The sequence below is a fragment of the Streptomyces sp. NRRL S-337 genome, assembly GCF_000720175.1.
GTDB classification, from domain to species: Bacteria; Actinomycetota; Actinomycetes; order Streptomycetales; family Streptomycetaceae; genus Streptomyces; species Streptomyces siderophoricus.
The window spans coordinates 1-21,032 of the sequence record NZ_JOIX01000003.1; the positions used below are offsets into that span (position 1 = coordinate 1).

General features: G+C 68.8%; 24 protein-coding genes and 2 pseudogenes. 14 read left to right on the forward strand and 12 right to left on the reverse strand.

Annotated features, from left to right (window positions below; genetic code table 11):
• Positions 1–157: 157 nt before the first annotated feature.
• On the reverse strand, positions 158–646 hold the full coding sequence (locus IG62_RS0104120; RefSeq protein WP_030417210.1) for a TetR/AcrR family transcriptional regulator: 489 nt from the start codon (positions 644–646) through the stop codon (positions 158–160).
• A gap of 160 nt (positions 647–806) precedes the next feature.
• Here IG62_RS0104120 and IG62_RS0104125 point away from each other — a divergent pair, with 160 nt between their 5' ends.
• Positions 807–1,868, forward strand: a complete 1,062-nt coding sequence (locus IG62_RS0104125; RefSeq protein WP_037837752.1) for an FAD-dependent monooxygenase — start codon at positions 807–809, stop codon at positions 1,866–1,868.
• 213 nt (positions 1,869–2,081) lie between these two features.
• On the opposite strand, the gene IG62_RS0104130 is transcribed toward IG62_RS0104125, so the two are convergent.
• Complete coding sequence (locus tag IG62_RS0104130) at positions 2,082–2,651, reverse strand: SixA phosphatase family protein (RefSeq protein ID WP_030797682.1); 570 nt, start codon at positions 2,649–2,651, stop codon at positions 2,082–2,084.
• Positions 2,652–3,106: 455 nt separating this feature from the next.
• Between IG62_RS0104130 and IG62_RS0104135 the strand changes: the two genes are divergently transcribed.
• From IG62_RS0104135 to IG62_RS46065, 3 genes and pseudogenes are all read left to right on the forward strand, one after another.
• Positions 3,107–3,388: a hypothetical protein gene (locus IG62_RS0104135; RefSeq protein WP_158794976.1), complete on the forward strand. Its 282-nt coding sequence runs from the start codon at positions 3,107–3,109 to the stop codon at positions 3,386–3,388.
• 305 nt (positions 3,389–3,693) lie between these two features.
• Positions 3,694–4,440: a VC0807 family protein gene (locus tag IG62_RS41370; RefSeq protein ID WP_051797560.1), complete on the forward strand. Its 747-nt coding sequence runs from the start codon at positions 3,694–3,696 to the stop codon at positions 4,438–4,440.
• A gap of 105 nt (positions 4,441–4,545) precedes the next feature.
• Positions 4,546–4,718: pseudogene (locus tag IG62_RS46065) on the forward strand (IS5/IS1182 family transposase); the annotation flags it as partial.
• Positions 4,719–4,740: 22 nt separating this feature from the next.
• Here IG62_RS46065 and IG62_RS0104145 read toward each other — a convergent pair.
• Positions 4,741–5,181 carry a phage tail protein gene (locus tag IG62_RS0104145; RefSeq protein ID WP_030797689.1) on the reverse strand — a complete coding sequence of 147 codons (441 nt, stop codon included), beginning with the start codon at positions 5,179–5,181 and terminating at the stop codon, positions 4,741–4,743.
• 397 nt (positions 5,182–5,578) lie between these two features.
• Between IG62_RS0104145 and IG62_RS0104150 the strand changes: the two genes are divergently transcribed.
• The 3 genes from IG62_RS0104150 to IG62_RS0104160 are packed head-to-tail and all read left to right on the forward strand — an operon-like array spanning position 5,579 to position 6,999.
• Positions 5,579–6,505 carry a DMT family transporter gene (locus IG62_RS0104150; protein ID WP_051797562.1) on the forward strand — a complete coding sequence of 309 codons (927 nt, stop codon included), beginning with the start codon at positions 5,579–5,581 and terminating at the stop codon, positions 6,503–6,505.
• Positions 6,506–6,515: 10 nt separating this feature from the next.
• Entirely contained in the window at positions 6,516–6,716 is a 201-nt protein-coding gene (locus IG62_RS0104155; RefSeq protein ID WP_030797694.1) for a hypothetical protein, read from the forward strand.
• A gap of 10 nt (positions 6,717–6,726) precedes the next feature.
• Complete coding sequence (locus tag IG62_RS0104160; RefSeq protein WP_234326262.1) at positions 6,727–6,999, forward strand: hypothetical protein; 273 nt, start codon at positions 6,727–6,729, stop codon at positions 6,997–6,999.
• A 285-nt stretch (positions 7,000–7,284) separates the two neighbouring features.
• Here IG62_RS0104160 and IG62_RS0104165 read toward each other — a convergent pair whose 3' ends face one another.
• Positions 7,285–7,566: a DUF6355 family natural product biosynthesis protein gene (locus IG62_RS0104165; protein ID WP_030797699.1), complete on the reverse strand. Its 282-nt coding sequence runs from the start codon at positions 7,564–7,566 to the stop codon at positions 7,285–7,287.
• A 540-nt stretch (positions 7,567–8,106) separates the two neighbouring features.
• Here IG62_RS0104165 and IG62_RS0104170 point away from each other — a divergent pair.
• Together IG62_RS0104170 and IG62_RS0104175 are read left to right on the forward strand one after the other, a co-directional pair.
• Positions 8,107–9,186 (forward strand): mechanosensitive ion channel family protein, encoded by a 1,080-nt coding sequence (locus tag IG62_RS0104170; RefSeq protein ID WP_030797702.1) that lies wholly within the window; start codon positions 8,107–8,109, stop codon positions 9,184–9,186.
• A gap of 449 nt (positions 9,187–9,635) precedes the next feature.
• Positions 9,636–10,553: an SDR family oxidoreductase gene (locus tag IG62_RS0104175; protein ID WP_324604608.1), complete on the forward strand. Its 918-nt coding sequence runs from the start codon at positions 9,636–9,638 to the stop codon at positions 10,551–10,553.
• A gap of 104 nt (positions 10,554–10,657) precedes the next feature.
• Here the strand turns inward: IG62_RS0104175 and IG62_RS48305 are convergent, their stop codons facing one another.
• Together IG62_RS48305 and IG62_RS41375 are read right to left on the reverse strand one after the other, a co-directional pair.
• Positions 10,658–11,023 carry a hypothetical protein gene (locus tag IG62_RS48305; protein ID WP_234326263.1) on the reverse strand — a complete coding sequence of 122 codons (366 nt, stop codon included), beginning with the start codon at positions 11,021–11,023 and terminating at the stop codon, positions 10,658–10,660.
• Entirely contained in the window at positions 11,020–12,117 is a 1,098-nt protein-coding gene (locus tag IG62_RS41375; RefSeq protein ID WP_234326265.1) for a DUF4419 domain-containing protein, read from the reverse strand. The genes IG62_RS48305 and IG62_RS41375 overlap by 4 nt, the downstream gene beginning before the upstream one ends.
• Before the next feature lie 331 nt (positions 12,118–12,448).
• Between IG62_RS41375 and IG62_RS0104185 the strand changes: the two genes are divergently transcribed.
• Together IG62_RS0104185 and IG62_RS0104190 are read left to right on the forward strand one after the other, a co-directional pair.
• Positions 12,449–13,093, forward strand: a complete 645-nt coding sequence (locus tag IG62_RS0104185) for a hypothetical protein (RefSeq protein ID WP_051797564.1) — start codon at positions 12,449–12,451, stop codon at positions 13,091–13,093.
• 92 nt (positions 13,094–13,185) lie between these two features.
• Positions 13,186–13,446 carry a hypothetical protein gene (locus tag IG62_RS0104190; protein WP_030797709.1) on the forward strand — a complete coding sequence of 87 codons (261 nt, stop codon included), beginning with the start codon at positions 13,186–13,188 and terminating at the stop codon, positions 13,444–13,446.
• A 42-nt stretch (positions 13,447–13,488) separates the two neighbouring features.
• Here IG62_RS0104190 and IG62_RS47020 read toward each other — a convergent pair whose 3' ends face one another.
• Positions 13,489–14,787 (reverse strand): hypothetical protein, encoded by a 1,299-nt coding sequence (locus tag IG62_RS47020; RefSeq protein WP_051797566.1) that lies wholly within the window; start codon positions 14,785–14,787, stop codon positions 13,489–13,491.
• A 92-nt stretch (positions 14,788–14,879) separates the two neighbouring features.
• Between IG62_RS47020 and IG62_RS0104200 the strand changes: the two genes are divergently transcribed.
• Both IG62_RS0104200 and IG62_RS0104205 read left to right on the forward strand, forming a co-directional pair.
• The gene (locus IG62_RS0104200) at positions 14,880–15,311 is read left to right on the forward strand and encodes a Clp protease N-terminal domain-containing protein (RefSeq protein ID WP_234326266.1); all 432 of its coding nucleotides are present in this window, start codon (positions 14,880–14,882) and stop codon (positions 15,309–15,311) included.
• Between the two features lie 430 nt (positions 15,312–15,741).
• Positions 15,742–16,701: an EamA family transporter gene (locus tag IG62_RS0104205; protein ID WP_051797568.1), complete on the forward strand. Its 960-nt coding sequence runs from the start codon at positions 15,742–15,744 to the stop codon at positions 16,699–16,701.
• Between the two features lie 166 nt (positions 16,702–16,867).
• Here IG62_RS0104205 and IG62_RS50025 read toward each other — a convergent pair.
• The 3 genes and pseudogenes from IG62_RS50025 to IG62_RS0104215 all read right to left on the reverse strand — a co-directional run.
• Positions 16,868–17,063, reverse strand: a pseudogene (locus IG62_RS50025) (tannase/feruloyl esterase family alpha/beta hydrolase); the annotation flags it as partial.
• Positions 17,064–17,111: 48 nt separating this feature from the next.
• Complete coding sequence (locus tag IG62_RS0104210) at positions 17,112–17,972, reverse strand: alpha/beta fold hydrolase (protein ID WP_030797716.1); 861 nt, start codon at positions 17,970–17,972, stop codon at positions 17,112–17,114.
• Positions 17,969–18,415 (reverse strand): helix-turn-helix domain-containing protein, encoded by a 447-nt coding sequence (locus IG62_RS0104215; protein ID WP_030797718.1) that lies wholly within the window; start codon positions 18,413–18,415, stop codon positions 17,969–17,971. The genes IG62_RS0104210 and IG62_RS0104215 overlap by 4 nt, the downstream gene beginning before the upstream one ends.
• Positions 18,416–18,672: 257 nt before the next feature.
• Here IG62_RS0104215 and IG62_RS0104220 point away from each other — a divergent pair, with 257 nt between their 5' ends.
• Complete coding sequence (locus IG62_RS0104220) at positions 18,673–19,398, forward strand: hypothetical protein (RefSeq protein WP_030797721.1); 726 nt, start codon at positions 18,673–18,675, stop codon at positions 19,396–19,398.
• Between the two features lie 49 nt (positions 19,399–19,447).
• Here the strand turns inward: IG62_RS0104220 and IG62_RS0104225 are convergent, their stop codons facing one another.
• Together IG62_RS0104225 and IG62_RS0104230 are read right to left on the reverse strand one after the other, a co-directional pair.
• Positions 19,448–20,017: a GNAT family N-acetyltransferase gene (locus tag IG62_RS0104225; RefSeq protein ID WP_030797723.1), complete on the reverse strand. Its 570-nt coding sequence runs from the start codon at positions 20,015–20,017 to the stop codon at positions 19,448–19,450.
• Between the two features lie 142 nt (positions 20,018–20,159).
• Positions 20,160–20,888, reverse strand: a complete 729-nt coding sequence (locus IG62_RS0104230; protein ID WP_420711043.1) for a class I SAM-dependent methyltransferase — start codon at positions 20,886–20,888, stop codon at positions 20,160–20,162.
• Positions 20,889–21,032: the final 144 nt, after the last annotated feature.

A 21,032-nucleotide genomic window follows, 5' to 3' on the forward strand; every position in this document is an offset into this window, starting at 1 on the left:
GGGTGGGGGTGGTGGCGGTGGGCGTGGGGGGCGGGGTGAAGGGATGGGGGTGAAGCGACGGGGGCGAAGGGGGCTGGGCTATCGAGGGGTGTCAATCCATGGGGGCCGGTCCGTGAGTGCCCGCCCAGGGGTCGGGTCGGCCCCCATGGCGTTGGCGTCAATCCAGGGACGTCGAGCGCAGTTCCGCGATGACTTCCGCGCCCGACGGTGCGTTCTCCGGGTCCACCAGCCACTGCAGCATCAGACCGCTCAGCAGGGCGAGCGGTACCGAACCGCCCAGCCCCTCCCGCGCCATACGCTGCCCCTCGGCGAGGTGCGCCCGTACCTCCGGTGACCGCTCGGCCTGCACCGCGGCCTCCAACTGGGCCACCCACAGGGCCCGGTGTGTGGTGAAGCTGTCGATCAGTGCTTGCCAGCGCTGTTCCGGCGTCCCTTCGGGCGCGCGACTCGCGAGCTCGTCACCGAGCTCGTCCACGGCCTTCACGAGCGCCTGGGTGAGCAGTGCGTCCCGGGAGCCGAAGTGGTAGCCGATGGCGGCATGGCTGACCCCGGCCGCCGCGGCGATGTCCCGGACCGTGGTCCGTGCCCAGCCGCGTTCGATCAGGCACTGCTTGGCGCCGGCGAGGAGGTCCTCTCGATTTCCCATGTCCGCAGCGTATCCGGGGGTTGTCCGCTTGGTTCATCCGTCCGGTTCAGCCATTTGATCCAGGCGCGCGATGGCACGACCTGCTGACCGCTCGGCATTTGTCCATTTGGTTAATCCATTTGGTTTGCCCATATGGTCAAATCTGGCTAAGGTCAGTCCCATGACTCACGCAACGGTTCTGATCTCGGGTGCCAGCGTGGGCGGGCCCGCCCTCGCCTACTTCCTGCATCGCGACGGGTGCGACGTCACCGTGGTGGAACGCGCCCCGGACCTCCGGGACAGCGGATACGCGGTCGACTTCCGCGGCGCCGCGTTCGACGTGCTCGACGACCTGGGCGTTCTCGCCGAGGTGCGCGGCCACGAGACCAAGATGCGCGGCACAGCCCTGGTGGACGAGACCGGCACCGAGACCGGGATGCTGCCGGCCGAAGCCTTCGCGGGCGAACTGGAGGTGCCGAAGCGGGAGTTGACCCGGACCCTGCACCGGATCACCACGCACGACGTGGAGTACGTCTTCAACGACTCGATCAGCGCGCTGACCCAGCACGACTCCGGCGTCGCCGTCGAGTTCGAGCGCGGCGCGCCCCGTACCTTCGACCTCGTCATAGGGGCGGACGGGGTCTACTCGAAGGTCCGGCGGCTCGCGTTCGGCCCGCACGGCGACGCGGTGCGTCACCTCGGCCTCTCCGGCGCCGGCTTCAGCACCACGAACTACCTCGGCCTCGACCACAGCGGTGTGCTGCAGCATGCACCGGACACGGCGATCTACGCGTTCAGCGCGGGCGACGCGGACCGGCTGACGGTCAGCCTCTCGTTCGCCACCCCGACGCCCGCGCTGGACCGGTGCGGCCGGGAAGAACAGGAGCGGGCGCTGCGCACCGCGTTCGCGGGACGCGGCTGGGAAGCTCCGCGACTGCTGGACGCCATGACCGAGGCCGACGACTTCTACTTCTCCTCGGCCTGCCAGGTCCACCTGGACCGCTGGTCGCACGGCCGGGTCGCCCTGCTCGGCGACGCGGGCTACTGCGCGGCCCCCACCAGCGGTATGGGCACCTCCCAGGCCTTGATCGGCGCACGGACACTGGCCCGACACCTGGCCGCAGCGAACGGCGACCACACGGCCGCCTTCGCCGCCTACGAGGCGGAGCTGCGGCCGTACGTGGCACAAAACCAGGCGACGGGCGTGGAAGGGGCGGCCATGTTCGGGGGCGGGGGCCGGTGATTGCTGGCGAGTGGCTAGAGGCTAATTGCGGGTGACCATTGGCCGCGCTGGTCGGTGGCCGGTGGTCGAGGCCGGTAGGGGCCGGTAGTAGGGGGGCGTTCGGTCGGCGGCTGCGGGCCGTGGGCGGGTGGCTGCCCGGGGGGCCTGGTCGCCGATGATAGGTGGGTGAGGAAGGGAGAAGCGGAAGTGGAAGTGTGAGCTGAGCGTTCCGGGTCACTTCCCGGGGGCTTCGCCGCGCGGGACGGCGAAGTGCGTAAGGGTGGCGGTCCCCGGCGCGAGGTCCGCCCAGGCGCCCGACAGGGCCAGCACCGCAACCCCCGACGTCGGGAACTTCGCACGCACCCGCGCCCACGCTTCCTCGCTCCCGTCCTCGTCTCCCTCTCTCTCCGCCACTCCCTCTGCCTCTTCCGCCAGCGACAGCACCACGTCCTGAACGCCCGGCTGATGACCGATCAGCAGCACCGTCCGCCGCTGCTCCGGAACCTCACGCAACACATCGAGCAGCTCAGCAGCGCTCGCTCCGTACACCCGCGGCTCGAAGACCACCTCCGGTCGGCCGCCGAGCTCCGGTACGACCAGGTCCCAGGTCTCGCGGGTGCGGCGGGCCGTGGAGCACAGCACGAGGTCGGGTAGGCACCCGTACGCGAGCAGTTGGCGCCCGGCCGCCGGTGCATCCCTGCGGCCGCGCTTGGCCAGTGGGCGCTCGTGATCGGGCACGTCCGGCGGCCAGGCGGACTTGGCATGGCGCAGCACCACCAGCCGGGCGGGAAAGGACGGCGTCATGGCTCCATTGTCCTCCGGGGCACGGTGGACACGAGCCTTGCACTCCGTTCCCGGTCCCGGTTCACGCTCACGCCGCTGCTCGCTCCTCGCTGCTCGGTACCGGTGCTCAGTGCCCAGTGCCCAGTGCTCGGTGGTCGGGCTGTCGGGCTGACGGGCGATATGCGGGCCAGCGGCCGCTCGACGACTAAGTACGAGTCCCCACCGCACATCACCCCATCTGAGTAGCCGCCCCCTGGCAACCGGGCTCCCCAGCCACGTTGACTCATCCCATGACCGACAACGCAACTGCTCTGCCGCCTCAACCTGGCCCCACCGCATACGCGCCAGAGCCCGTTGCCCATCCCCACGCCGCACCTGCCATGGTGCCCCCGCCCCACCCTGCCGTGCCCCTGCCCCCTGTCGCCCCCGCCTCGGCACGGCGGCTCCGAGATCCGTTGTGGTGGTGCCCCCCGCTGGTGGCAGTCGGGGTGATCGGCGGTCTCTTCATGCCGGCCTTCGCCCTCTACGGCTTCGCAACCATGGCCACGGATTCCTGCGGCCCGGACCAATGTGCGGCCAGCGTGACCATCCCCCTGAGCAGCGCACCCTTCCTCTACCTGACCGGCGCATGCCTCGCCCTGCTCTCCTTCGCCTTCCCCTGGACCGTACGCTGGCGCAAGGCACGGATTTCGGTCGCTTGGATCGGTACCGCAACCTCTGCCTCGGTCGTGCCGCTGCTGCTCTCCGTCATGCTCTGAAAGCCGTCTCCTCGACAACGCCTACACCGCGATGAAGCACCGCGACGCCTGAGGGGCCCGGCATCCCGCAGCACGCAGGGGAGCGTCGTGGGGCCAGCAGGTCGAGCTCCACCCACCGGTTGAGGAGCACGGGTGGAGAGCCAGGACCGCCGGACCAACCCTCGGGCCGACGCCTCTCCACCCTCCCGCCCCCTAACGTCGATGCACGTGGTCATTGGCGACGGTGCTGCACGGCCGGACAGCCGTACAGCCACACAGCCATACACCTCGTCATCTTTGCTTCGTTCGAACCGCTGGGGGGCCTCATGAACACCGTGGAGGACAAGAAAGCCATCGAGGAGGCGAATGCCATGGAGACCGTTGCGGGCACGGAAGCCACGGGAGCCACGGGAGCCACGGGAGGCGCGGATGCCTCGTATCCGGACGGCACACGCCGACGGCCCGCCTTCCTCATCCCGCTGATCGTCAACCTCCTCCTGCCTTTCGTCGCGTATTACGTGCTGCGCGCTCAGGACATCGCCCAGTGGCAGGCGCTGCTGCTGAGCGGCGCCATCCCGGCGGCGCACGCAGTCGGCACCGCCGTGGTACGCCGACGCGTCGAATTCTTCGACCTGCTGGTGGTAGCCCTGCTGGTGGTATCGGCCGTCACCTCACTGATCAGCGGCAGTCCACGGGTCCTGCTGCTGAAGGACGCCGCCATCCCCGCAGTCCTAGGGGTGTGGATCCTGAGCTCGCTGTTCGCGGCCCGGCCGCTGGCGTACCAGTTCGGACGCCGACTACGCGGTCCGGGCGCGGAGAAAGCAGCGGAACGCACCTGGCGCGAGCAGCCGGACTTCCGCGCCGCGCTCCGCAGCCTCACGGTGCTGTGGGGCAGCGCGCAGCTGGTCGACGCCGCATTGAGCACCGTCGAGGCATTGACGCTGCCCGTCGACCTGGTGCCGATCGTCGGCCGCTTCCAGTCCCTCGGCATCCTGGCCGCCATGGTGACACTCACCGTGCGCCACAGCCGCGCCTTCCACCGACGCCGCGGCATACCCCTCTTCGGCCCCTGATCAGCGCTCACCACGCCCCCGACGTAACGGCCGCCGTGCTACCCCACGCGCCTACGAACCGTCCGCGTGCCTGCCTGTCTGCCTTGACCTGCCTGCTTGCCTTAAGGGCGCCGCCCCGCCGGCTTCTACAAAGAGCAGTACAAGCGCCGCAACGAAATCGAACGGGCTATCAATCGGATCAAGAGTTTCCGAGCCGTGGCAACCGCTATGAGAAGCGGGCTTACGTCTTCCACGGCACCGACACCGTCGCCGCGATCCGCCTTTGGCTTCGGACGTGATCCGCCGGACAGAAAACAATCGCTACTCGATGGTGATGTCTTCGTAGGTGATCGTCACCTGCTCCGTCGCAGGCCCGGAGTCGGAGGCCTCCAGTTGCGGCCCCTCCCAGCGGGACGCCCAGGCGTTGCTGAGATGAATTCGGCGGACGGTCTGCTTCTGAGCGTCCTTCAACGCGATCGTGATGTTCTGACGGGCAGAGTCGAGGTCGGAGTTGACCAGGTTGGCCTTGATCCAGTCGGTGAAGGCGGCGCTCTTGTCCCTACCGCGGGTGATGGTGATCTCGCCGGTGTTGCGGGCCCCCGGCTGCTTGCGAACAATCAGCTCACCGGTCGCCGAGACCTGCCGGGTCTCCACTACGTCCTGCTCCAGAGTGAGTCCCGAGACGGCCTGGACGGTCTCCACCTGGAACTTGCCAAGCTCGATGGCGAAAGTACTGCTGCTGAAGGTGTCACCAGTCAACACGATGCATGTCCTCCGCTGCTCATGGCTGAACGGCCGGCGGTCATCTCCTCCGGCCGCTACGCAGGTGCCTAACGCCACAACCATGAGGAGGTCACATGATCCGCCGGACAGGCCCTGGGCACCAGCCGGGGACCGCAGCCGCCGTTCATGCCTCACGCCAGGTCGACTCACGCCCGGACGGCCCAGGACGAGGCGGGGACTGGCGAGGCAGGGACGGGCTAGGAGGAGGGATACGAGGGAGGGGCCGGGAGGGCTAGGTCGCTGACAGAGGGGCGTTTCCGGACGTGGTGTGGCCGCCGTTGTCATCTGGTGGCGTGCCGTGCTCCGCGCGTTGCGGATTGCTCTGCCACGGTTGCTGCGAGGGACCGATGGCCCAACGACCCGAGGGGATCGCACGGTGGCGGCTGTGTTGTCTGCGCTGTTCGCGCTGCTGGCGGCCGTGGGCAATGCCACGGGTACCGTGCTCCAGCGCCTGGCCGCACGGACCGTTCCGGCGGGTGATGCGTTCAGTCCCAGGCTGGTCCGGCACCTGGTGCGGAATCCGGCATGGCTTGGCGGGATCGCCGTGGTGGTCGGCGCTGCGGCGTGTCAGGCGCTGGCCCTGTGGCTGGGTTCGCTCGTCCTGGTCCAGCCGATCCTGGTGACCGAACTGCCACTGGCACTGGTGATCGCGTGCGCGCTGGCCCGCCGAAGGCTTCCGGCGGCGGGCTGGGCCGGTTCCCTGAGTGTCGCCGCCGGCCTCGGTCTGGCGCTGGCCGCTGCCGCACCGTCCGGTGCGGGCACCGAGGTCTCGTCGGCAACGTGGGTGGTGACGCTGCTGGCCACCGGCGGCGCCATCACGCTGTGTGCGTCGGCCGCGGCACCCCGCCCGCGTGGAAAGGCCCGCGCGGCCCTCTTCAGCGCCGCCTCAGCGATCGGTTACGCCCTGACGGCGACATTGATGAAGTCCGCGACCGACACCTTCGACCGGCACGGTCCGGGCGCCTTCTTCGCCTCCTGGCAGACCTACGGCTTCGTGGCGGCCGGCGCATGCGCGCTGTTTCTGCTGGCCAACGCCCTCGAATCCGGCCCGCTGGTGGTCTCCCAGCCCGTCCTCACCCTCGGAGAGGCCCTTGTCAGCCTGGCTCTGGGCATCGTGGTGTACGGGGACCGCGTACGCACCGGGTGGTGGCTGATTCCGGAGGCGATCGGGGCGGTGCTGGTCACTTGGGGAGTGCTCGTCCTGTCAAGGGTCCAGATGGAGGACGAGGGGGAAGGGCAGGGAGAGGGGGAAGGGGCGGCGGCGGGGGAGCAAGGGCCGCCCGCGGGAGGCAACGTCACCTGACGGTCTGCCCGTGCTCGTGCAGTCCTCCCCCTACGTCGGGGCCGCCGGCATCGCCGGGTCCGGGGCCTGCGCATCGGCCGAGGGCACCCTCTGTGTGACGCGAGCCCGCGCCGTACCCCAGGTGGCGTGGGAGCGTCAGGCATCGGCCGAGGGCCTGCTGGGCTGTCGCCCCGCCGAGGGCACCCACTCGTGGTTCGATCGGCTCCCGTAGGGTTGCCGCCGTGGGCAAGGGAATGGGGCGGTGGCCCAAGGTGGATCTGGACAGCGGTGTCGAGGACGCGACGCTGCTCATCCTGGAGTGGCTCGGTGAGCAGGGAATCGGAGCCATGATCCGCGTCGATGCGGAGCGCCTGCACGAGGGCCGGCCGGCATGGACCTTTGCTGCCAGCGGTGGCCCGTTGCCACCGATGAGAGCTGACGGCGCCTCGGCTGCCGAGTGCATGAGCCGGGCCCTGAGCCGACTGCGAGAGGCTGGGGTCGCCGTCCCCTTCTGAGTCGGCGACCGAGGTACCTCATTGGTGCGCCAGACGATGTCCCGCGACCCGGCACATCACCCGTTGGGTACGCGAACTCGCGGACCAGCACCACGAAGTTTCGTCCGTTCTCAAGCGCGCGCTGTGTGCGGCATCTACGGCATCTACGGGAGTAGCGGAATCCCCAAGTGGAGTGGCGTCTGTGGGGGCCACAGAGGCTACGGAGTCCACGGCCTCGTCCCGCAGAGTGCGTACAAGCGTAGAGGTAGTGGGACGCCGCGCTGCCGGCGCGCGGCTCGCCGCTGGTCAGCAGGTGCGCCCCACGTAGTGCGCGCCCTGGATCCTGGAGGCGGAGCCCAGCCACGTACGGCCGGGGCCCACGCAGCGTTCGTAGTCGGGGGCCCAGGCGACCTCCACCTTGATCACGACGTTCGAACCGTCGCTGGTGCAGTGGCGGTAGTACGCATCACTGCCCGTCTCGTAGAAGCCACACGGTTCTTTGGCCAGGGCGATGGCCTGACCGGGTGCGGCGGCGACCGTTCCGCAGAATGCGGCGGCACCGAGCATGAGAGCGGCAAAGCGGCGCATGGAACACCCTTCCTCAAGGCTCCACTTGGGCCTTGGCCCTTTCTGGCCTTTCACCCGACCCAAGTCGGCCCTTCTCAAAACACCAGTTGGTCCGCCGCCGTGTCGGTCGACGTGTGCGGCTCCGCATGACTCCCCCTCGCGGAACCGTCCATGCACAGGACCGCACGTGTGGGTGACGGCAAAATGGGCCAGATCGGGGTTCGGCGCGTGGGGTGGGTGGGGTTCGTAGCGAGTGCAGGCGTGACGGAGGCGGCGGACAGGGGCGGTTGGTTTCTCCTAGGGTGCCCGCCGTGTGCCATGTCGCGTGCGGCAGGATGGCTGATCGCGTCAGGACGACTTCGTCTGCGGGACGTCTGCGTTTACGTTGCGTCTTCGTCGTCGTATTCGTCCACGTCCCGTCCATGTCCCGTCGACGTCTACGGGCGGGGCCCCGGCGCGTTCGAAGTCCTAGAGACAAGCAGGTAAAAACCGAATGATGGAGCATCACATGCGATGCGTGGCAGTGGCAGGGCCGCAGTTCCCGGGAGTGGGGGTCGACCGGTGAACCGTGCTGTCACGCTGCATGACCTGATCCTTGCCGGTGCCGCGCTGATTGCCGGTATCGTCGCCGGCCTGTTGTGCAAAGCGGTATTGCGGTGGCTGGGAAAGCACGCGAGCAGAACGCGATGGAGCGGCGACGATGTCATTGTCGATTCACTGCGATCCGTGGTGCCCTGGGCGGCGATATCCGGCGGCCTGGCGGCCGCGGCCGCCGCGCTGCCGCTGACGCCTACGGTCGGACGGAACGTCAACCGGACGCTGACCGTGCTGCTCATCCTGGTCGTCACGCTGACCGCGGCCCGGATGATCACTCGACTCGTGAGGTCCCTGGCGCAGTCGCGTTCCGGCGTGGCCGGTTCGGCCACCATTTTCGCCAACATCACCCGCATCGTGGTGCTGGCAATGGGCGTTCTCGTCATCCTGCAGACCCTGGGCATTTCCATAGCCCCTCTGCTCACCGCGCTCGGTGTGGGCGGCCTGGCGGTCGCCCTGGCACTGCAAGACACCCTCGCCAATCTCTTCGCCGGCGTACACGTATTGGCTTCGAAGACCGTACAGCCCGGTGACTACATTCGGCTGAGCAGCGGGGAGGAGGGATACGTCGTCGACATCAACTGGCGTAACACCGTGGTGCGCCAGCTCTCCAACAATCTCGTGATCATCCCGAATGCACAGCTGGCCGGCACCAACATGACCAACTTCACCCGACCGGAACAGCAGTTGTCGATCCTCGTCCAGGTTGGCGTCGGCTACGACAGTGATCTCGAACACGTCGAGCGGGTCACCATGGAGGTCGTCAAGGGCGTCATGACCGATGTCAGCGGCGCCGTCCCGGAACATGAACCGGCCGTTCGTTTCCACACCTTCGGAGACTCTCGGATCGGCCTCACGGTGATTCTGGGCGTGGGCGAATTCAGCGACCAGTACCGGATCAAGCATGAATTCATCAAGCGGCTCCACCAGCGGTACCAGGCCGAGGGCATCAGGATTCCCGCGCCGACACGGACGGTGGCACTGCAGCAGCACCCCGAAGACGTGGGGATACCGCAGCAACGGGGCACGTCCGACCCGGTGCTGTAGGGGTGTCGGTGAGGTGAGGTGAGGTGAGGTGAGGTGAGGGGAGGGGAGGGAGGCGGGGCGGGGCGGAGTGAGGCGGGGGTCGGGTGGTGCGCCGGTACGGTGATCGGCGCTTCGAGGTTGGCGTCTGTCCAGCTTCGCGCGGCCCGGCTCGGGTGCTGTCCGGCCCCGGTCCGCCTCCGTAGGGTCCGCCTCCGTACGGCCCCGGTCCGCCTCCGTACGGTCCGCCTCCGTACGGCCCCAAGCCCGGCGCCCTGACCGCCCTGAGCCCTGCCTCACCTCCGGCTCGCGGCTCAGAAGAATGACGGCAGCCGGTGACGGTATCCGTCGTCATGACACTCAACATGCCGGTATCCGCCAATCTCTCCGCGGTGGTGGCTGGCCCCGGAGCTCCGTTGCGCACTGTGGACGGCGCCAAGTGGGACAGACATCGACTGAAGAGGAGTAGTGCGATGGACACGGAGACGGCGATGAACCGGACGGCGGAGGGCATGGCGGAGCCGGAGCCCACCGTGCTGGTCACCGGTGCGACGGGGAACGTGGGCCGGCAGGTCGTCGCCCAGTTGTTGGCAACCGGTGTCGAGGTACGGGCCCTGACCCGGCACCCGGACTCGGCCGGCCTGCCGCACGGCGGCGTCGACGTACGGGCCGGCGACCTGGCTGACCCACGCGGCCTGGAAGAGGCCCTGAAGGGCGTCGATCGAGCTTTCCTCATGTGGCCCTTCCATACGGCTGACGCCGCGCCCGGTGTCGTCGAGGCGCTACGGCATCACGTGGACCGCGTCGTCTTCCTCTCCTCGGGGGCCGTCCAGGACGGGCTCACCCCCGAGCAACAGCGGCACCCGGTAGGCCGCTCCCACGCCGCGGTGGAGCGCCTCATCGAACGGTCGGGACTCGGCTGGACGCACCTACGCCCCAGCACCTTCGCCAGCAACACCCTCTGGTGGGCCGACCAGATCCGCGCCGGTGACGTGGTGCGCGGCGCTTTCGGAGCGGTTCCCATGGCCCTGCTGCACGAGGCCGACATCGCCGCCGTCGCCGTACGCGCCTTGACCGAGGACGGCCACGACAAGGCGGCCTACGCGCTGACCGGGCCCGAGGTCCTGACCCAGGTCGACCAGGTGCGCATCCTCGGTGAGGCCATCGGACGGCCCCTCCGGTGGGAGGAACTGACGCGGGAGGCTGCCCGGCAGCAGCTGCTCGCCGACGACACCTTTCCCGACTTCTTCGTGGACACCCTGCTGGATGGGTACGCCGAGATGCTTGACGCCCCGCGTCCGGTCACGACCACGACGGTCGAGGACGTGGTGGGGAGGCCGGCACACACCTTGCACCAGTGGGCGGTTGAGCACGCCGCCGACTTCCGTTAGCCGACCTCACCCCACCCCGCCCCATTCCGTCCCACGCCACCCCGCCCGCGGACTTGTCCCCTGACCGTCGAGAGGCAACGCCCTCGGAGCCGGCTGGCCGGCTGTCAGAGAGCGCGCAGTGCGTCGCCAAGGTCCGGGCCGTAGGAGGCCCAACACTGGATGTCACCGGCGTCGGAGACCAGATCGCCCAGATACCAGTGGCCGCCATTGTCGTCATTGCCGTCGCTGGCCCGGACCGCGCAGATGCCGTCGAGGTTGACCACGCAGTCGGCATGGAGGCGGTTGCCGTTGTGAGTAACGATGCCGACGGTGGTGAGCAGATGGGCTTGTGGGCAACCGGTGAGGCCCTGGACGTCCGCCAACGTCCAGGGCTCGGGCAGGCGCACGCCATACGGCCTGTCCTGCGGTTCGCCGTTCGGGCGGCCGTCCGGTTCGTCGTTGGGCTTGGGGCGCTTGGATGTGGGAGTCAACTCGGCGACGACGTGGCCGAGTTGCGGTCTCTGATCCACTCTTCGTCGCGCTCAATGCCGAGGACGCCTCCGAGGAACGCCATGTCCAAGGTTCCCGTGGGGGTCTCCCAGCGGAACGGGACCCGGGAGACGTGTGAGGGGAATTCGTCCTCGGCGGTCGTGCCGGGCCCGAACGACTGCTTCGGGCGCGGCCCGTCGTCGGTGTACCGGTGGGCGAAGAACGCGGTGATCCACCCGGTGACCCGGTCGCCACCCGATGCCGACTCCCACTTGTAGAGGGAACGCCAGAATTTCTGGTCGATCCCCCACCCCGAGGCCGTCGCCCAGATCGCGTCCAGCACCGGTTGCAGTGCCGTGAACCATGGCCGCAGCCCTTCGAACCACTCCGCCAGTTCCCGCACCCGGGCCGCCAGCAGACGCCAGTCCCGGTCCGTGCCCTCCAGTCGGATCCGCGGAATGCCGCAGAGGGTTTGCCACCGAAAGCGGTAGTACGGGCTGACCACGTCCATCAGCGCCACCAGTATGGCCGTGGCGTCCGTGTCCGTGGTGGTGGAGAAGGTGGGCTGGAAGAGGTCGGCGACCTCGTCACCGATCCTGGCGCGCAGGGGCTGTTGGACCAGATTGATCGAGCGCTCCCAGTCCAGCGGGGCCAGATCGTCGCGTACGGCGATGGTCTGCCGGTGCCCCGGCGTCTCCGTGAAGATTCCCTCGTACGTCTTGGAGTTCAGCCGGACGTGCACGGCCACCTCGTGCACGACTGCGTACCAGAGGAGGTCGGGCGAGAGGCTCAGGGGGAGGTGAGCGGTGAAGCAGGTGTGGAGGGCGCGGAGCAGGAGGCTGGTGGTGGGTTCGGCGATGTCTGGGACGTCAGTGGACCAGCCTAGGAGGCGGTCGGTGCTGCGGTGGTGGAAGCATGCCGGCGGCTGATCGCGGAGCACCGCCCGTAGGAAGCCTTCGTTGCCGAGGTCGGTGAGTTCTGAGGTGAGCCGGGCGGCCTTGCCGTCGGCTGTGTCTCTTTCATCGTCTGCTGCGGCCTGTGCACATTCTTCGTCTTTGCGTTCTTCGTCCAGCGGCAGGTCTATCTCGAATGCCATCGGTCCCCCTCCGATTCCGCCCCCTGAACGGCGGTCTGAACGGCCATGTGAATGGCGCTACGAAGGCGCTACGAAGGCGCTGTGAACGGCGATCGTCCGTGATCTTAAAACGTCGACGATGTCACGGCGAATGACTGACAGAGAGCTGAAATCAGTAGCGTCGGCCCACGGCCACTTGCGGTAGTAACGGCCGGCCACTTTCCGTAGTACGGCGACATTTCCGTAGTGGCGGGTCGGCGAGGCAGGGGCCGTACCGGATGCGACTCCCGTCCGGGGAGCACAGCATGGCAGCAGGGACGCCGGACCGGACGGAGCCGACCGGAGGTTTCGTATGACTCACCCTGACACGACGCCCAAGCCCGACGATGCGTCGTCGCCGAGCGACCCGCAACGTCCCGACGGCACACGCGGTGTCAACCTCTTCCTCGGCTTCGCCCCCTGGATCATTTTCGCCGTGGTGGCGAGCCCCAGCTCGTGGGGGTTTGCCGCGCTGGCCGCGCTCATCACGGCGATCGGGGCAAGCATCCCGGACATCAGGCGTCGCAGCTTGAAGATCCTGGACATCGCCGGACTGCTCTTCTTCGCCGTCATCTGCGTCCTGTCGCTGGTCCTTGACCGTCACGACCTGATCTGGCTGGAGACGTACGCCCAGACCCTGTCCGGCGCGGTCCTGGCCGCCGTGGCCTTCACGTCCCTCGCCTTCATGCCGTTCACCGAGCAGTACGCGCGGGAGTCCGTGCCCCGTGCGTACTGGGGGAGCCCGCTCTTCCGGCACGTCAACCGGGTGCTGACGACGGTGTGGGGCGCGGTGTTCCTGCTGACGGCCCTGCTCGGCGTCCTCGCCCTGCACGTCACGTCAGGGGTGGACTGGTTGAACTGGATCATTCCTATCGCGTTGTTCGTGGGCGCGGTCCGCTTCACGAGGTGGTACCCGGATCAAGCCCGGGCGCGAGCTCGGCGGACGGCTGCCACGTAGGCGTCGGGCGGCCTACGAGTCTTCGAGGCCGGCATCGGGATTCACCCTTACGTGTGCTGCACCTCAATTCGAACATGTGATGCAATCTTCGTGTGACTCCTCCCTACGCCTTCCCTGAAGATCTCGTGCAGGCTCAGCGCGCCTGGTACACCGCGTACCGAGAGCTTTCGCATGAGGAAAACCCGTCCCAGACCACGGTGCTGCGGCGCAGACTGCAGCAGCTGTCCGTGCGGATCGCCACGCACCCGTACTGGGCGAGCATCCCCGGCCGAGCACCGGCCGCACGAATGGCGCTCAAGCAGCAGACCTGGGAGCTCGGACCGGAACCCGAGCCTGAGGAGGTCAGACCGTGAAACACGAAAGGGCTCCGCCGTGCTCCACGGGCAGGACGGGCCCTACGAGGCTGACTCCGTACCTGCGCCCGCATCCGTATCGGCACCCGCTCTCGCATCCGCGCCCGCGCCCGCAGTCGTATCTGCGCCCGCACTCGCATCCGCATCCGCATGCGGAGTCGAGAGGGGGGAGATGTGGGGGAGTCCCAGTTCCACCCGGCAAAGCCGGGCCGGTGCGCCGTCGAGGCGGACGTCTTCCTCGAGGAGTTCGGTCCAGTTCGGGCGCCAGTGGGCCGCTCGGCGTGCCATTTCGAGGCGGACGGTGTGGGGCAGGGCGGCGACGACTCCGCGTCTGTCCGGCCACCAGTCCGGGAGGCAGTCGTAGCCGCGCTCGATGGTGCTGTTGGCGTCAGCATCAGCGTCAGTGTTGGAGTTGGAGTTGAAGTTGGTGTCGGGAACAGTGATGCGGATGTACAGCCAGCGGCCCCGTTCGGGGTCGGCTTCCGCGTCTCGTGGGGCGGTCAACAGGGTGGCTGCCTCGCCGAAGATACGTCGGCCCAGCTCGTCCAGGAATCCGTCCGCACCGCGACCGTAATCGGTGTCCCCGGCGTCCACGAACGCCGCCGAGAGCACCGAACTCCCGCCCGTCCGGGTCCCATTGGTGCGCAGCCAGGCGATCAGCCGTTCCTGTTCCGATGTGGCCGGCGGTTCCGGGCGGTTGAGTTCGGTGGCCGCCTTCATCTCCACGGCGAGTACCGCGGCGTGCTGCTCGGGCAGCCAGCACGGGACCCTCCGGCCGGCGGGCTCGCCATGACCGGCCGGCAATGCTGCGGACTCGTTCGGGAGCGCGGCCGTCCGTCGGTGCGCCGCCTCGCGCTCGCGTACGGCGGCCGGGTCCGCACCGTCGGCCACCAGGTCGGCGCAGACCTGCCGCACCTCGCTGTCGTCCGCCGGGACCATGCTGCGCACGCCGTCGTCGTGCACCTCGGCGGGGTATGGCGTCCGCCCCCACGCCCGGCCGTCCCACCAGTACACAAAGCCGATCTCTTCGCCGCCGGCGATGACCTCGTCAAGCCGCTGCCATGGAAGCCAGGAGGGCCCGTCGGCCAGCAGGTCGAGGGGCGGGGACAGGCTGACGGTCTCGCTGTAGTCGTGGTCGACGCCGTAGAGGACGGCCCGTCCGTCCTCGACCCAGGACAGGGCCCACCAACCGTTCCCCACGTCCTCGGAACGCAGTTCGGCCTCGTCATGACGGTAGTTGTGCACGGGGAGCTGTTGCTCGGCACTCCAGGAAGCGAGGGTGGCGGCGTGGGACCAGAGGACGTCGGGCGCCGGGAGGTATGAGGTTCCGTCTGTGGTCACCGCGTTGCACCGTTCGGAACGGGGGCGGGGAGGTGGGCGAGTGGGTGAGTGCTGGGCATTGGGGGAGCGTATGCGACGAGGGGTGGGCAGGGATGCAAGTACGCCTGACCATGACTGACGACCTACGCCAGGCCATGGTGCAGGTGAAGCAGGCCGCGGTGCATCACCGCAACAACTACATCGGGACGGAGCACCTGCTCTGGGGCCTCACCGCGGAGGACAACACTGCTACGCGTCTGTTGCGGGCCGCCGGCGTATCGCCCGAGGACCTGCACCGGGCCGTTGGGGCGCGGCTGAGTATGGGGGCGTCGCAAGCGGCCGAGCGGATTGCCTGGACGCCCTACTCCCGTAAGGCCATGGCGATCGCGGAAGAGCGGGCCGAGGCGGCGGGTTCGGCGCGTATCGATTGTGACCAGTTGCTTCTGGGGCTTGCCCAGATCGGTCGTGGAGTGGCTGCCGGGGTGCTCTGTGACGCGGGAGTGGATCTGGCGACACTCGATGACTGTCTTGGGCGTTCCGGTTGAGCTGCCTGACGAACGCGACAGACGCGAGGGAGGCGAGGGAGGCGAGGGAGGCGACGGACGAGGTGGGACGTGGCGGACTCCTGGGGGCCTGCAAAGTCCCCGCAAAAAGCTGATTCGGCTGTCTTCTCCTCCCACGGAAACCTGACCGGTGGACGCCGCTGCAATGTGCGGCGCGGCTGCATAAAAAGCCAGGTCAACGGGCCCGGGAGGATGCGGATTTCGTTGAGCGTCGAGGGGTTGTGGCCATGTTGTCGACGTGCCACATTTCACGTCGTCGCGACGCCAAGGTTCTTCGCCCGACCGGACGCACCCGCTCGCGATGGGTGGTCAACGCCCGCCTGGTGGACTGCCACCGGGCCGCACGAACGTATCGAATCGAAAGGGGCATGAGCCTCAAGGGGCATGAGCCGGAAGGCAGGGTGCTGCCCGCATGCCGACTGCCTTGTCTTCGCTCGTTCCGCATCTGGAGGAGGGCACCATCAGCCAGCTCGCCAGCCGCCGTGGGCATGCTGTCGCCGTGATCAGCCGGGGGTTGGGCGGAGTGTCGGCCCCCGGTCTGGTCATGGGTGGTGTGCTCGGTCTGCAGTGCGGGGCCGCGCTGACCACTCGGCTCTACCCCGTCGTGGGCCCGGCGGGGGTGGTGAGCCTGCGCCTGTGTCTGGCCGCCGTGGTCCTGACGGCCCTGTGGCGCCCTGGGCTGCGCTGGGGTCGGACCACCCTCGGCGTCGCGGCGGCCGCCGGCACCCTGCTCGCCGTCCACCACCTCAGCTACTACGAAGCGGTCGGCCGTCTCCCTTTGGGTGCCGCCACCACGATGGAGTTCCTCGGTCCGTTCGCCATCGCGCTGTTCGGCTCACGCCGGGTCGCCGACCTGCTGTGGGCCTGCCTGGCTGCGGCGGGTGTCGTGCTGCTCAGCCACTCCGGCATTCCGCTCGACGCAGCGGGACTGGCCTGCGCCCTTCTCGCCGGATGCTGCTGGGGCGGCTACATTCTGGTCGGCAAGCGGCTCGCGGAGCGGGTTCCTGATGGCCGTGGTCTGGCCCTCGCCGTCACCTGGGGCGCCCTCCTCAGCCTCCCGTACGGCATCGCCCAGGCAGGCAGCAGACTTCTCGGCCCCACTACCCTCGCCCTGGCCGTCGTCGTCGCCCTCCTCTCCAGCGTTCTGCCGTACACCTTCCATCTTGAGGCCCTCCGCCGGCTGCCACCCCGCACGTTCGGCATCCTCACGAGCCTCGAACCCGCCGTCGGTGCCCTCATCGGCCTCATCGTTCTCGACCAGCACCTGGCCGTCCTCCAATGGGCCGGCGTCCTGGCCGTAGCTCTGGCCTCCATCGGTGCCACCCGTACGCCGGAACGCGCCGGTCTCAAGAAGAGAGTTGGCAATTCGTGAGGAGAGCGGTGCAGTGCGGGGTGCGTGCCTGCGTCGGGCCGTCGAAGCCCGGGGCCGGTTCCCCGCGGTGGGTGCGTTGGGTGAGGTCCCAGTCGGCCCCGGTAGTGCTGTCATTGGAACGGCCACAGGAATGCGGAGCGGAGCCGACTGGGAATCCGGCGTCCAGTTGCCACCGGACGGGACAGCCCCCGTTGGAAAGTCCGGTGGGCAGGGTGCGGGTGGTTGGCCGGAGAGAGCGCTGAGTCGTTACGGCGCCGGGCGGCGCGGGCGGGGCGGGTGAGTTGGGTGTCGCGTTGGTTCCGTTCGGCGATTGCGTCACCTGGAGCGGTGCCGTCGCGGTGGAAGTCGGGGCCGGTGTTGCCTACCTGGCGTCCCACTTCGCGTCCCACCTGGCGTCTGCGCGAAGGGGGTCAGTCGGCGCGGAGGAAAGTGAGGACGGAGTCGGTCTGGTTGAGGAGGGCGTGGCCGGCCTCGGGCAGGACGTTCACGGTCGCGTGGGGGAGGCACTGGCGTACGCGCCGGGCGGTGTCCTCGGAGTCGAAGAGGGTGTCGCGGCTGCCGACCGTCACCAGGGTGGGCATGGTCAGGCGGCGCAGCGCACTGTCGGGGAAGAGGGGGAGCCGCTCGGTACGGGGCTTGAAGTGAGTGAAGGTCAGCATGACGTGGTCGAGGAGGTGCTGGACCTCGGGTGCTTCCAGGCCCGTGCCGGTCGCTACTGACCGGCGTACTCCCCGGCGTCCCAACGGGCGCAGGAGCAGGGCCTTGAACAGCCACGCCATCTTCTGCCTGCCCAGACCGCCGGGGCAGAGCAGGGCCAGGCGGGTCACTCGCTCCGGCCGGCGGGTGGCGTAGTCCAGTGCCACCCATCCGCCCAGGGAAGTGCCGACGATCGCGGTGCGGGTCAGGCCCAGATGTTCCAACACCTCGTCCAACCACAGTGCATGAGCGTCGGAGGACAAGGGCGGGCGGGAGGCGGCACTCAGGCCCGGTTCGCCTATGAGGTCGAGGGCGTACGTCCGGAAGTGCCGGGACCAGGAGGCGATGTCGTCCTGCCACATCGTCGCGTTCGCTCCCGATCCGTGGAGCAGCAGTACGGGCGGAGCGTCCTTCGGGCCGGAGACGAGGACGAAGGTTTCGCCTTCCCGGGTCGGTATCCGTACCTCCTCGGCGGGGACCGGCCAGGCTTGGAGCATCTCGCGGTAACGCTGCTGGAGCTCCCTGCCACCGGCTTCGGTCTTATAGATCGTGGTTGTGCTGGTGCTCGTACTCATGTCGCGAGCACTCCCTCCATGTAGTCGAAGATCCGGGCCGTGTCGGCGAGGCCGCCCAGGACGATGACCTTCATCCGGGCCCGTCCCTTGTCGTAGGCCGTCTCGATGCGCAGGGGCGCATGGCCCGGGCCGCGGTGGGTGGCCAGGCTCATCAGGAGGGCGGTCAAGCGGTCGGCCGTGTCGGGGGTGATCGCGTCGATCTCGACGATGCTTGAGACCTCGGTGTGCTGTCGCTGTTCTTGCGGTCGCCGTCCGTCCGCGTCGCCCGGGGGCGCGGGTGCCGGGCGGCCGGTGAAGGCCTCCAGGTCCTCGTGGGCGATGCGGTACTGCTTGCCGATGCGGACCGCGTGGAGACGTCCGTCCCGCACGTAGTTCCGGATGGTGCGGACATGCAGGCCCAGATGCTCCGCCACTTGTTCCACGGAGTAGAAACGATCAGGCATGAAAGTACCTTAACTTCCCCTACTGGTAGGCACAATGAGGAAGTTTGAGGAATGTAGCGGAGTGTTGGGGAGTCGTTGGGGGTGGTGAGGCTGGTGAGGCTGGTGGGGGTGGTGGGGGTGCTGGGTTCCCCTGTCTCGATGCTCAGGGACTTCAGAGGCTTCAGGCGTTTCCGGGGCTGTAAGCCATCTCAGTGGCCGTGAAGGGAAGCCGGTGGCTGTGCAACGGGGCGGGGACGAGGTGCCGCCACGATGGGGTGATGGAGGAGAGACGCTCTCTTGAGGCCACGTCGGGCAGGGTGCTGCGTACGCCGCGGGCGGCTGGTGCAGCGGGAGTGCTGGCGGCGCTGCTGCTGGCCGCCGTACTCATGATCGTCCGGATCAGCTTGCCCTCCGCGATCCCTGCCCACGCGGGGGCGTGGCCGTCGCGTTCGTCCCACCGGCAGGTCCTGGAAATCGCCCTGGGCCTGCTGCCGTTCGCCGGCATCTTCTTCCTGTGGTTCATGGGCGCCGTACGAGACCACATCGGGCGCACGGAGCGGGGCACCGGCCCTCCGGCGAACGCCGTCTCGGGAAATGCGGAAGAGCGGGCGGAGAACAGGTTCTTCGCGACGCTCTTCCTGTGCAGCGGGCTGATGTTCACCGCCTTGGTGCTCGCGGCGGGGGCCGCCGCCGGCGGCCTGCTCGCCATCACCGGCAACATCCCCGCCGGCGCGCAGGACCTGTGGACCTACGGGCGGACGACGCTCACCTTGCTTGCGAGCTACGCCATGCGGATGGCCGCGGTGTTCACGCTGTCCACCACGACCATCGGACTCGCCTTGCGCGTCTTCCCGCGCTGGCTCGCCTGGCTCGGCTGTGCGGCCGCGCTTGTGCTGCTGTTCGTCGTCGGTACCGTCCCCTGGACCGAACTGGTCTTTCCCCTCTGGATGCTGGCCACCAGTACGTACATCCTGGGGGCCTCCTTCCGAAGGGGTGGCGCGTGAGTGGATCGCCAGGGCTCCCGGCCCGTTGATCTCCCTACTTCTCATCTCCCTACTTCGCCGCGCGCCACTCAGGGGCCAGTACCGCCCAGACTTCGATGTCCTGCCGCTCGCCCCGGTAGAGATAGCCCTCGCGCAGCACGCCCTCCTTGGTCATCCCCAGCCGCCTGGCCACCGCGATACTGGGTTCGTTGGCCGCCGAGACCAGCCACTCCACACGGTGGATGCCCCGCTCCTCGACGGCCCAGTCGATGAGCACGCGTACGGCACGGGTCACCAGCCCCTTGCCCACCGCCGACGGCTCCAGCCAGCAGCCCGCCTCGGCAGTGCCCTGCTTGACGTCCATGGTGCGGAAGAGGACCCCGCCGACCAGTCGGCCGTCCAGCCAGATGCCGCAGATGCGGCCGGTGTCGGCGGCGGCCTTCTTCGCGTACGAGTGGAGGTACGAGCGGCTCGCGTCCAGGTCCACGATCAGGTCGGCCAGCCCGATGTACTGCCCGATGAACTCCCGTCCCCGGTCGATGTGGGCGAGGAATTCCTCGGCCTGCCACGGCTCCAGCGGACGCAACTCGGCGCGGTTGTCACCGTTGGCAGCGTCACCACCCAGGGGTATCGCGTACATCGGTCACCTTTCACTCGGACCACTTGGGACAGTCGGATCACTCGGGCCACTCGGACACTCGGGCCACTCGGAGTGCCAGGCGCTGGAATGCGGGGGGGGAGGGGGCTGGAACGGCAGGGGACCAGGGACCACCGCCACCGGCTCATGGGGGTGGTGAGGGGGTTGGGGAAGCGGTGTGCCGGGGTTTCCAGCCCCAGGCGGTGAGCATTCCGGGGGAGAGGGCGGCGGAGTGCGGGGAGGACAGGGCCTGGCGGGCCTGTTCGAGTAGGGGCTCGTCCACCTGGCCGGTGGCGAGGATGGCGTCGCGGGTGCGTTGCCAAGTGTCCTCCCAGAAGCGGCTGATGGGGCTGCCGGGCAGTAGTGGGGGGACGTGGATTTCGGCGGCCACGGAGTGCAGGCCCTCCTCCAGCAGGAAGGCGGGGTAATCGGGCACCCAGGAGATGTCCGTCCCGATGGTCGTACGCAGGGCCTGCCACATCGCGCGCATGACCCGGGTGTACGGGGTGGCCGGGGCGGAGGAGGTCGTCAGGTCGACGGCGTCGCTGAGCACGAGAACGCCGCCCGGGGCGAGCAAGGAGCTCAGCTGGTTGATCATGCGTCGCCACGGGCGTAGGTGCATCAGTACGAAGCGGGCGTGGACCAGGTGGAAGCGGCCGGGGTCGAAGTCGGGTGCGGTCACGTCGGCGGTCTGGGCCACGAGCCCCGGCGGGGCATCGGCGGTGAGGAAGCGGGTGTCACGGTCGACGGCCAGGACGGACGTGACATCCGCCGACTCCAGCAGCCACCGGGCGACGGTGCCGGTCCCGGCGCCTACGTCGAGGCAGTGCCAGCCGGGGCCGGCGCCCAGCGCCGTCAGCCGTGCGGTGCTCACCGCGTCGTAGGCGAGCGCTCCCAGGTCGATGCGCTCTGCCTCGCCGGCTTCCTCCGGCCGGAAGGCGTCTTCACCGTAGTGCCCGGCAGCCGGTCCAGAAAGCTCATCTGGTCCAGAAGGTGCATCTGGTCCAGAAGGCTCAGC

What these genes read in the sequence shown, in the direction of transcription:
- IG62_RS41370 (WP_051797560.1), top strand. Translation starts at nt 3,694, where the DNA reads ATGAACACCGTGGAGGACAAGAAAGCCATCGAGGAGGCGAATGCCATG.
- IG62_RS0104185 (WP_051797564.1), top strand. Translation starts at nt 12,449, where the DNA reads ATGACTCACCCTGACACGACGCCCAAGCCCGACGATGCGTCGTCGCCG.
- IG62_RS0104215 (WP_030797718.1), bottom strand. Translation starts at nt 18,415, where the DNA reads ATGCCTGATCGTTTCTACTCCGTGGAACAAGTGGCGGAGCATCTGGGC.
- IG62_RS41375 (WP_234326265.1), bottom strand. Translation starts at nt 12,117, where the DNA reads ATGGCATTCGAGATAGACCTGCCGCTGGACGAAGAACGCAAAGACGAA.
- IG62_RS0104130 (WP_030797682.1), bottom strand. Translation starts at nt 2,651, where the DNA reads ATGACGCCGTCCTTTCCCGCCCGGCTGGTGGTGCTGCGCCATGCCAAG.
- IG62_RS0104225 (WP_030797723.1), bottom strand. Translation starts at nt 20,017, where the DNA reads ATGTACGCGATACCCCTGGGTGGTGACGCTGCCAACGGTGACAACCGC.
- IG62_RS0104205 (WP_051797568.1), top strand. Translation starts at nt 15,742, where the DNA reads ATGCCGACTGCCTTGTCTTCGCTCGTTCCGCATCTGGAGGAGGGCACC.
- IG62_RS0104125 (WP_037837752.1), top strand. Translation starts at nt 807, where the DNA reads ATGACTCACGCAACGGTTCTGATCTCGGGTGCCAGCGTGGGCGGGCCC.
- IG62_RS0104200 (WP_234326266.1), top strand. Translation starts at nt 14,880, where the DNA reads ATGCAAGTACGCCTGACCATGACTGACGACCTACGCCAGGCCATGGTG.
- IG62_RS0104220 (WP_030797721.1), top strand. Translation starts at nt 18,673, where the DNA reads ATGGAGGAGAGACGCTCTCTTGAGGCCACGTCGGGCAGGGTGCTGCGT.
- IG62_RS0104165 (WP_030797699.1), bottom strand. Translation starts at nt 7,566, where the DNA reads ATGCGCCGCTTTGCCGCTCTCATGCTCGGTGCCGCCGCATTCTGCGGA.
- IG62_RS0104210 (WP_030797716.1), bottom strand. Translation starts at nt 17,972, where the DNA reads ATGAGTACGAGCACCAGCACAACCACGATCTATAAGACCGAAGCCGGT.
- IG62_RS0104175 (WP_324604608.1), top strand. Translation starts at nt 9,636, where the DNA reads ATGGACACGGAGACGGCGATGAACCGGACGGCGGAGGGCATGGCGGAG.
- IG62_RS0104120 (WP_030417210.1), bottom strand. Translation starts at nt 646, where the DNA reads ATGGGAAATCGAGAGGACCTCCTCGCCGGCGCCAAGCAGTGCCTGATC.